The 8,376-nt window shown below is 38.9% G+C and carries 8 protein-coding genes; 5 read left to right on the forward strand and 3 right to left on the reverse strand.

Annotated elements, in window-relative coordinates:
• From ACEW8U_RS18880 to ACEW8U_RS18895, 4 genes are all read left to right on the forward strand, one after another.
• On the forward strand, positions 1–295 hold a 295-nt coding region (locus tag ACEW8U_RS18880; protein ID WP_373523616.1), incomplete at its 5' end, for a family 43 glycosylhydrolase.
• A 62-nt stretch (positions 296–357) separates the two neighbouring features.
• Positions 358–582, forward strand: coding sequence for a CDGSH iron-sulfur domain-containing protein (locus tag ACEW8U_RS18885; RefSeq protein ID WP_373523617.1), 225 nt, complete (start codon positions 358–360; stop codon positions 580–582).
• A 772-nt stretch (positions 583–1,354) separates the two neighbouring features.
• Positions 1,355–1,840: a hypothetical protein gene (locus tag ACEW8U_RS18890; protein WP_373523618.1), complete on the forward strand. Its 486-nt coding sequence runs from the start codon at positions 1,355–1,357 to the stop codon at positions 1,838–1,840.
• Between the two features lie 686 nt (positions 1,841–2,526).
• On the forward strand, positions 2,527–4,704 hold the full coding sequence (locus ACEW8U_RS18895; RefSeq protein ID WP_373523619.1) for a TonB-dependent receptor domain-containing protein: 2,178 nt from the start codon (positions 2,527–2,529) through the stop codon (positions 4,702–4,704).
• 149 nt (positions 4,705–4,853) lie between these two features.
• On the opposite strand, the gene ACEW8U_RS18900 is transcribed toward ACEW8U_RS18895, so the two are convergent.
• From ACEW8U_RS18900 to lhgO, 3 genes are all read right to left on the reverse strand, one after another.
• Positions 4,854–5,687: an MBL fold metallo-hydrolase gene (locus ACEW8U_RS18900; protein ID WP_373523620.1), complete on the reverse strand. Its 834-nt coding sequence runs from the start codon at positions 5,685–5,687 to the stop codon at positions 4,854–4,856.
• Complete coding sequence (locus ACEW8U_RS18905; protein WP_373523621.1) at positions 5,684–6,079, reverse strand: PAS domain-containing protein; 396 nt, start codon at positions 6,077–6,079, stop codon at positions 5,684–5,686. The genes ACEW8U_RS18900 and ACEW8U_RS18905 overlap by 4 nt, the downstream gene beginning before the upstream one ends.
• A gap of 298 nt (positions 6,080–6,377) precedes the next feature.
• The gene (gene lhgO, locus ACEW8U_RS18910; RefSeq protein WP_373523622.1) at positions 6,378–7,577 is read right to left on the reverse strand and encodes an L-2-hydroxyglutarate oxidase; all 1,200 of its coding nucleotides are present in this window, start codon (positions 7,575–7,577) and stop codon (positions 6,378–6,380) included.
• A 160-nt stretch (positions 7,578–7,737) separates the two neighbouring features.
• On the opposite strand from lhgO, the gene ACEW8U_RS18915 reads away from it, so the two are divergent.
• On the forward strand, positions 7,738–8,376 hold a 639-nt coding region (locus tag ACEW8U_RS18915; RefSeq protein ID WP_373523623.1), incomplete at its 3' end, for a TGS domain-containing protein.

The raw sequence follows: 8,376 nt of genomic DNA on the forward strand, positions 1-8,376 counted from the left end.
CGGACCAAACTATAAAGTCGCCTATGCCATTTCTGATAATCCTTTTGGACCATTTGAACGGATAGGAGTGGTTTTGGAACAGGATCCTGATGTGGCTACCGGAGCAGGACATCATTCCGTCTTGCATATACCCAATTCCGACCAATACTATATCGTTTATCATCGCAGGCCATTGGGAGAAACGGATGGCAATCACAGAGTAACATCTATCGACAAAATGGAATTTGACGATAACAGGCTTATCCTACCTATCAAAATAACCTTTGTAGGAGTTCAGGCAAATCCTTTAAATTGATAATAATTCGCAAAAACAAACCAGAAATTAATTCATTTTCATTCAATTTATAACTCAAAAAAATGTCAAATACAAAAATCACAGTTAATTCCAATGGATCTTTGAAAATAGAAGGTGACTTCGAAATTGTGGATGCGCAGGGCAATGTTTACGGGCTTCAAGGCAGAACCGTATTGGGACTATGCCGATGTGGATTTTCAAAAAACAAACCTTTTTGCGACGGGTCACATCGGGGGCATTTGGAACACGACGCTGTAGCTTTCGACCTCCCGCCAAAAAAGGTGTAATTCGCCTAGATCAATTGATTTTGGACCCAGATTGAATGCCTATTTTTGGCAAGCTTTCTGGGTCCAATTTTTTTTCAGGGTAAGTTTGGAAGCTACATTTCCAATGACAGGGGATTAGCTTAATGACCATGAAAGGCCTGTCCCGAGAATCAGGAGGTCGAACTCATCCATTTTTCCATAAACCAAGAATAAGTGATTAATATAAATTGTTTCCAAACCTGCGTACTGCTATTTTTTTCTAAGATTCCCATCTTTATTCAATCGTGAAAATTCCTTCATGGTGTTAACAATAGAAAAATGGAAAATTTAAAAAATTGTATCGACGCCTGTTTGGCTTGCTTGGTAACATGCGAAAAATGTATCACGGATTGTATTAAAGTTGGAAACATGGAATGCATTTCGATATGCCGTGATTGTGCGGATATCTGTGCATTATGTGCAAGATTTGATGCAAGAGGATCTGCATACAGCAAGGAACTTCATGCCTTGTGTGCTCAAATTTGTAATGCATGCGCACTAGAATGTGCCAAGCACGCTGACCACTATGCTAGTTGCAAAGAGTGTGCTGATGCTTGTAAAAAGTGTGCAGAAATCTGCTCAGAACTTGCTTCTTTGAATGCATAGTATTTTTCAAATCAGAAAAATTAAGAGGTGGGGTAATTTATCCTACCTTTTTTACTTTGTTTTAATTTCCTCCAATCAAAGTTTTAATGGAGTCGAAATTAACCCACATGGAATTAATATAGATGATATTTCCTTTACCAAAATAAGAATGAAAAATCAAGATATAGCATATTCCATTTTAGAATTAGCAGTTGTTCCGCAAAGTGCTACGATCAAGCAGACACTGAACAATTCCATGGGATTAGCTAAAGAAGCCGAGGCATTAAACTACAAACGATTTTGGTTTGCAGAACATCATAATGCTGATGAAGAGGCTGAAAAATTATTTACCACCTTGATCAGGATGTTTTTTGGTGTATTGACAGGAGAAAAGAAACCGCTACAGCCCCCGACGGAAATGAACCGGGAATTGAAGGAAATCAAGAACCATCCTTCCATGCATCCATTCCTGAAATACTCCTTTGTGGGAAGTAAGCAAACGGTAAAAAAGCAAATAATGGAATTTGTCGCAAAAACAGGGGTGAATGAGCTTATAGCTGTATTCACCATGTATGCCATCGAAGACCGAATAAAATCTACAAAATTATTTGCAGAAGTTATGATGGAAATAAATGAAGACAGAAAACAAGAGTAGGAAAATCTGTTGATTTTTGAAAATTTGATGAAAAAATGAGGTGAATTGATTGGACAGGCATAGGAGCTTTTGGAATTGTATTGATCCGGATTTTAATTTTCAATGAAGCTGTCACAATTCTGAGGATATTGTTTCTGATTACATTGATCAGACCTATTCTGGGTCTGTAAACAGTTTTTCAATGAGCAATTCAGTTAGGAAAAAAGTTTAAAAAACCTATATGCCTTTCCATTTCCTACAATGTGGTTGAGATTTGGTTAGAATGCAAGAACTTTGTCTGAGGAGGAATTAATGGATATATTTGAACCAAAGCAGGATTTCATGAAAATAGCTGTTGCCTATTTCTTATTGATATTTATATGTCTCATCATGACGCAACCTATCTTTGCGCAAACGCAATGTGCTCAACATGAAGAACAATGCAATGATGAAAAAGAGGGAAATCCTGTTTGTTGTCCTCCCTTTTCCCTTTGTTCCTGTAGTTCAGTTTGGTTTGTCAAGGAAACACTTATTTTGAAAATATTACCAAAATCAGACATCTTTAACGTTTTTAACTCAACAGTGACTAAACTTTCACCAAGGTTGATCAGCGGTCATTTTTGGCATCCGCCGAAACAAGTCTGATTTTTTCCCGGGTATTCTTACCTATTCATTTATTCTCAAAACATTTAAATTCCAAAAACATCATGGGAAAACTATTCCTCAATATGGTGCTGTTTGGTCTTTTTGCAAATCAATTATTTGCCCAAAGCCAAGAGCTCAAAATTAAAATCGTTGATGAACACACTCAAGAGCCCATTCCAGGGGTTCTCGTTCAAATAATAGCTAGTGATATAGCCGGTATCTCAGATTCACAGGGAACTTTGATGCTTGAAGAGTTGCCATTAGGCAAAGGTAGCCTGACGGTAAGTATGCTTGGGTACGAAAACCAACAGGTAAATTTCGAACTTCCACTTCCTCCAGGGCAAGATTACCTTCTCATAGCGCTAGATGAGGAGCACGAGGAGTTGGATGGGGTAATGGTAGTATCCACAAGAAGTTCGCGCACTATTGCCAATACTCCCACGCGGGTCGAGGTAATTGCAGGGGAGGAATTAGACGAAAAAGCAAACATGAAACCAGGCGATATCAGGATGATATTAAGTGAAAGTACCGGTATCCTTGTTCAGATAACCTCACCAACTTCCGCCAACGCAAGTATCAGGATACAGGGGCTAGATGGCAGATACACTCAATTACTCAAAGATGGTTTTCCGTTGTATTCTGGTGCCGCCTCGGGTCTTTCCCTTCTTCAAATACCACCCTTGGACCTACAGCAAGTTGAGTTGATCAAAGGATCTGCATCAACCCTTTATGGGGGAGGTGCCATAGCGGGCTTAGTCAACTTGATCTCCAAAAGACCTAAGATGGAAGGGGAAACAAGTTTTTTGTTAAATGGTACCAATGCGGGAGGATTTGACATTTCCAGCTTTCATGGAAAAAGGAACGAAAAATGGGGGACAACCATCTTTGGAGCATTCAATTCCAATCAACCCTATGACCCGGCTGATATTGGGCTATCTGCAATACCAAAGTTCAACAGATTTTCTTTCAATCCAAAATTATTTATGTATCCCAATAAGCAGACTGAGGCCGAATTGGGGATTAATCTCAACTATGAAGACAGAAAAGGTGGCAATATGCAGTTGCTCAAAGGTAATGAAAGTAATGCTAATGCTTTTTTTGAAAACAATGAAAGTTTCCGTATCAATTCCCAATTGGAAGTCAACCACAGATTGACCGAAAACAAAAAAATCCAATTCAAAAATGCCATCAACCACTTTGACAGAAAGCTGAGCTCCGGTGACCATATTTTCCATGGAAATCAACAGGCAAGCTTTTCGGAACTTAATTACAGAAAAACTGGTGACGTATCGGATTGGGTATTTGGAGCAAATCTTTGGACAGAATCCTTTAAGGAGATGGAGACGAACTTGGACAGAAGTTATTCCCTACAGACCATTGGGATATTTGCCCAAAACACCTGGGATTTGGATTCCAAATGGAGCTTGGAGTCGGGTTTGAGGACTGATTATATACCTGATTTTGGTTGGGCAGCATTACCAAGATTTGGGCTTCTTTGGAAAGTAAACTCAGCTTTAACTTCAAGGTTTGGTGGCGGACTAGGGTACAAGGCTCCAACAATTTTTACCGAAGAAACAGAAAGGTTACAGTTCAAAAATGTGTTGCCAATTGATCAAGAAATTAATGTTTTGGAAAGGAGTTATGGTTTGAATTGGGATATAAACTATAAAGTCAGCCTCTTGGATGATCAATTGTTTTTGAGTATCAACCATCTCTTTTTCTATACTTATTTGGACAGACCTCTTTTGCTCAGAGAGCCGATAGGGGAGTTTTATAGGTTAGAAAATATCAACGGATTTGCAGATACCAAAGGAATTGAGACCAACATTAAATGGGAATGGAAAGATTTCAAATGGTTTATGGGTTATACCTTTACAGATGCTCACATTTCCAACAATGGTCAACGCGGAATTTATCCATTGAATCCCAAACACCGGATCAATTCTGTACTTTTCTATGAAATACATGACAGTGTAAAAATTGGGTGGGAGACTTATTATTTCTCCAAGCAGGTATTGAGTGATGGAAGTATTGGAAAGGAATATCTGATCATGGGATTTATGGCAGAAAAGATATGGGAGCATTTTTCACTCTACATCAATTTTGAAAATTTCCTTGATGCCAGGCAGACAAGGTTTGATTCCATATTTACCGGGAGTATTGATAATCCTTCGTTTAGAGAAATATATGCTCCTTTAGATGGATTTGTTATCAATGGAGGAATCAAAATAAGGCTATAGTCAATGATTTATTTTCTTGTATTTGTTCGGAAAATTAGGTCCAAAATGTAATTGAAAATTTTTAAATGAATAAGTTGGAATCACGCAAAGTCAGGCGTGATTCCACATATTTATTTTTGGTTCAAATAAAGGATTGATTAAATCATCCATTATCCCAAGTCAATTTCAATACCCTCTCTTGCAAAATCAAAATTTTCAAATCCGAAATCATTTTGCTTTAATTTGGAAAAAATAACCTCAATTTGTTCATCGGTTCGAGTGGGATCGTGATGGAAAAATAAGAGGCGCTTTACCTCGGCAATGGAAGCGAATTTGATGGCATCCTCCATACTGGAATGTCCCCAACCGATTTTTTCCTTGTACTCATAGCCGGTATACTGCGCATCGTGCAAAAGCAAATCCGCTTTATCTGCTATATCAAATCCTGAAATCCATTTTTTATCGGAGATCATGCCTGATGGCCCCAAAGCCTGTTCATGATCTGGAATATAGGCCACCACCGTATTTTTTCCCTTGATTCGGAAGGCGACAGTTGGCCCGGGATGGATGATAAACCTGGATTCAATTGAAAAAGGTCCAATTTCAAAACTACTGTTTGAAATATCATGAAGAATTAATCTACAGGGAAGGTCCCGCATCATTACAGGAAAAAAGGGTGGTGAAAGAAACCTATTCAACCTTGAATTCAAACTTTGAGTGGCACTTTCGGGAGCCCATATATGCACTTCCTTGGTAGGGTCAAACAATGATCCAAAAAAACCAAGGCCCTGTATATGATCAAAATGAAGATGGGTCAGTAAAATGTCAATTCTGTTTGTAGGCTTATCAGGTAAGCTCACTTTTTGCAACCCTGAACCTCCATCCAATATGAGCATCCTATCATCCTCAAGCAATGTAACACAGGCTGTATTACCTCCATAATATGAGGTCTCGGAACCTGCTGTGGGAATTGAACCCCTAACTCCTTTTATAGAAACTTTCATGTATCTTTTGTTTCCCAGAAAATGGCTACAGCACCTAAAAATTTACCCATACGACCAATAATGGGGTAGGAGGTAACAGAAATTTTTTCAAGTTTTCCCGTCAGACTTTCGATCCAAAAAACCCGATGATGTGGAAGCTGGTCATTGAGGGTTTGCACCAAAGGGAGTCCCTCCGCTGCCAAAGGATTTTTTTGTTCATCCAAAGGTTTGAATATGGTGGACCAGGTTTCTACTTTCATTTCTCCTGTTTCACCATAACGCGTTCCCAAGAGGAGTTCTGCCGGTTCGTTGTAAAAAATCAAATTTCCAATAGTATCGGTGATAAATACCGGAATGGAAAGGCAATCTGCTAATTGGCGGTTAAGGATAATTTCTATTTCATGTGAGGCCATTTTGGGAGAGGAATGTCTTATATAAATATAGGAAAACAATTTAAAATAAAAGGTTGCCTTCTAAATCTTATTCCCATTCTCTAATTGATATAAGCTCTGCGAAATAAAATTGGAATTTGCCTTCGGCGATATAATATTCTGATTTAACCCTGATAGGTAAGAATTTACAGCTACAAGTACCAGAAATTATTTCAGCTATATTTCTATTTATTTCTACTCTATCTTGAATCGCATTCGCTCCCGGGATCTTCGCTACGCTTCGATTTCCAATATCAATTATTTTATATTAGTCTTTTTTTCAAAATCTCTTCAAAGCCAACTCACTCACTATACCACCGATGGCCAAAGAACTCGTAGCAGCAGGGGAGGGGGCGTTGAGGACATTGATGGCAAATTCATTTTCCCTGATGCAAAAATCATCCAACAAGCCACCTGTTCGGTCACAGGCTTGGGCACGGACTCCCGCACCTCCTTCTACCAAATCCGATTCCTGAATATCGGGAATCAATTCTTTCAGGGCATTGGTAAAGGCTGTTTTAGAGAATGAGCGGTACATTTCACCCATTCCGGTTTTCCAATATTTGGCAGCTACTTTCTGGAATCCCGGCCAAGCCAAGGTCTCACTTAGTTCGGATAAGTTGACTTGGGAACGTTTATACCCTTCCCGTTTAAAAGCTAATACAGCATTGGGTCCAGCTTCGACTCCACCTTTCATCATTCTGGTAAAATGAACCCCCAAAAAAGGGAAGTTAGGATCTGGCACTGGATAAATCAGGTTTTTGACCAGATATTCTCGTTCCTTTTTGATCTTATAATACTCTCCTCTAAAAGGAATTATTTTCACATCTAAAGTTTCTTTTTGATTCATCTGGGCAACTTTATCTGAATATAATCCTGCACAGTTGATGACCAGTCTACAGGTAAATTCTTGCTGCTCAGTTTTGATTGAAGAATGTGTATTTAAATTATTTATTTTCAGTACTTTATGATTAAAATAAATCTCACCACCCAATGATTGAAATTTTCTTGCATAAGCCTGCGCAACTACTTTATAATCTACGATTCCGGTTTGAGGAACATGAATGGCAGCCACTCCCGCACAATATGGTTCATATTCCTTGAGTTCGTGTAAAGTAATGGAACGTGAACCAGTCAATCCATTTTGAAGACCCCTTTCCAATAGCCCATTTAAAATCGGAATCTGTTCCTTCTTTGTAGCTACCACCACTTTTCCTGTCAGTTCAAAAGGAATACTTTCCTCTTCACAGAATTTGATCAGTTCATGATAGCCACTGATGCAATTGTTCGCTTTCAATGAACCCGGTTTGTAATACAACCCGGAATGGATTACTCCTGAATTGTTGCCCGTTTGATGTTTGGCAACTTCAGACTCCTTTTCTAAAATTGCTACTTTCAATCCGGGGCTTTGTCGTTTTATTTTTAGACCTGTTGCCAGACCGACTATTCCGCCTCCTATTATGATGATGTCGTGTTGCATGGATTTTAACTGTTCGGCAACAAATATACAGAAGCTCATAAAAAAATAAACCAACCTTATTGCCCTTATCTTTTATAAACCCATAATCAATTTGCATATTTGCACCTTTGTTAAGCATCTGTTTGTAAAGATGTCATGTTTCATGTATTTAGAATTTTAAATGTCTAACCAACAGATCAACATTACCCTACCAGATGGTTCGGTCAGGGATTATGAAAAAGGAGTTTCAGGGTTACAGATTGCACTTAGTATCAGCGAGGGTTTAGCCAGGAATGTACTTGCAGCGAAAGTTAATGGGGAAGTTTGGGATTCCAGCAGACCCATCCATCAGGACTCAAAAGTCCAATTATTGACTTGGAATGACCCTGAGGGAAAAAACACTTTTTGGCATTCTTCTGCCCATGTTATGGCAGAAGCATTGGAATCACTTTATCCAGGGGTAAAATTTGGCATCGGACCGCCTATCGAAAACGGATTTTATTATGACGTTGATTTTGGTGATAAGCCATTGGAAGGTGCCGAACTGGAAAAAATTGAAGCCAAGATGATGGAATTGGCCAAATCAAAAAGCGAATTCATCAGAAAGGATGTCTCTAAATCCGACGCCATTGCTTATTTCAAGGAAAAAGGTGATGAATATAAGTTAGACCTTTTGGAGGGTTTGGAAGATGGATCGATCACTTTTTATGAACAAGGCAATTTTGTGGATCTCTGCCGTGGACCACATATCCCAAATACAGGTTTTATCAAAGCAGCCAAGCTTTTGAACATTGCCGGTGCCTATTGGAGAGGGGATGAG

This window comes from Aquiflexum sp. (assembly GCF_041751335.1).
Classification (GTDB): Bacteria; Bacteroidota; Bacteroidia; order Cytophagales; family Cyclobacteriaceae; genus Aquiflexum.

Bases quoted from the DNA above. Each gene is read 5' to 3' on its own strand.
- ACEW8U_RS18885 (WP_373523617.1), top strand. From the start codon at position 358: ATGTCAAATACAAAAATCACAGTTAATTCCAATGGATCTTTGAAAATA.
- ACEW8U_RS18890 (WP_373523618.1), top strand. From the start codon at position 1,355: ATGAAAAATCAAGATATAGCATATTCCATTTTAGAATTAGCAGTTGTT.
- ACEW8U_RS18895 (WP_373523619.1), top strand. From the start codon at position 2,527: ATGGGAAAACTATTCCTCAATATGGTGCTGTTTGGTCTTTTTGCAAAT.
- ACEW8U_RS18900 (WP_373523620.1), bottom strand. From the start codon at position 5,687: ATGAAAGTTTCTATAAAAGGAGTTAGGGGTTCAATTCCCACAGCAGGT.
- ACEW8U_RS18905 (WP_373523621.1), bottom strand. From the start codon at position 6,079: ATGGCCTCACATGAAATAGAAATTATCCTTAACCGCCAATTAGCAGAT.
- lhgO (WP_373523622.1), bottom strand. From the start codon at position 7,577: ATGCAACACGACATCATCATAATAGGAGGCGGAATAGTCGGTCTGGCA.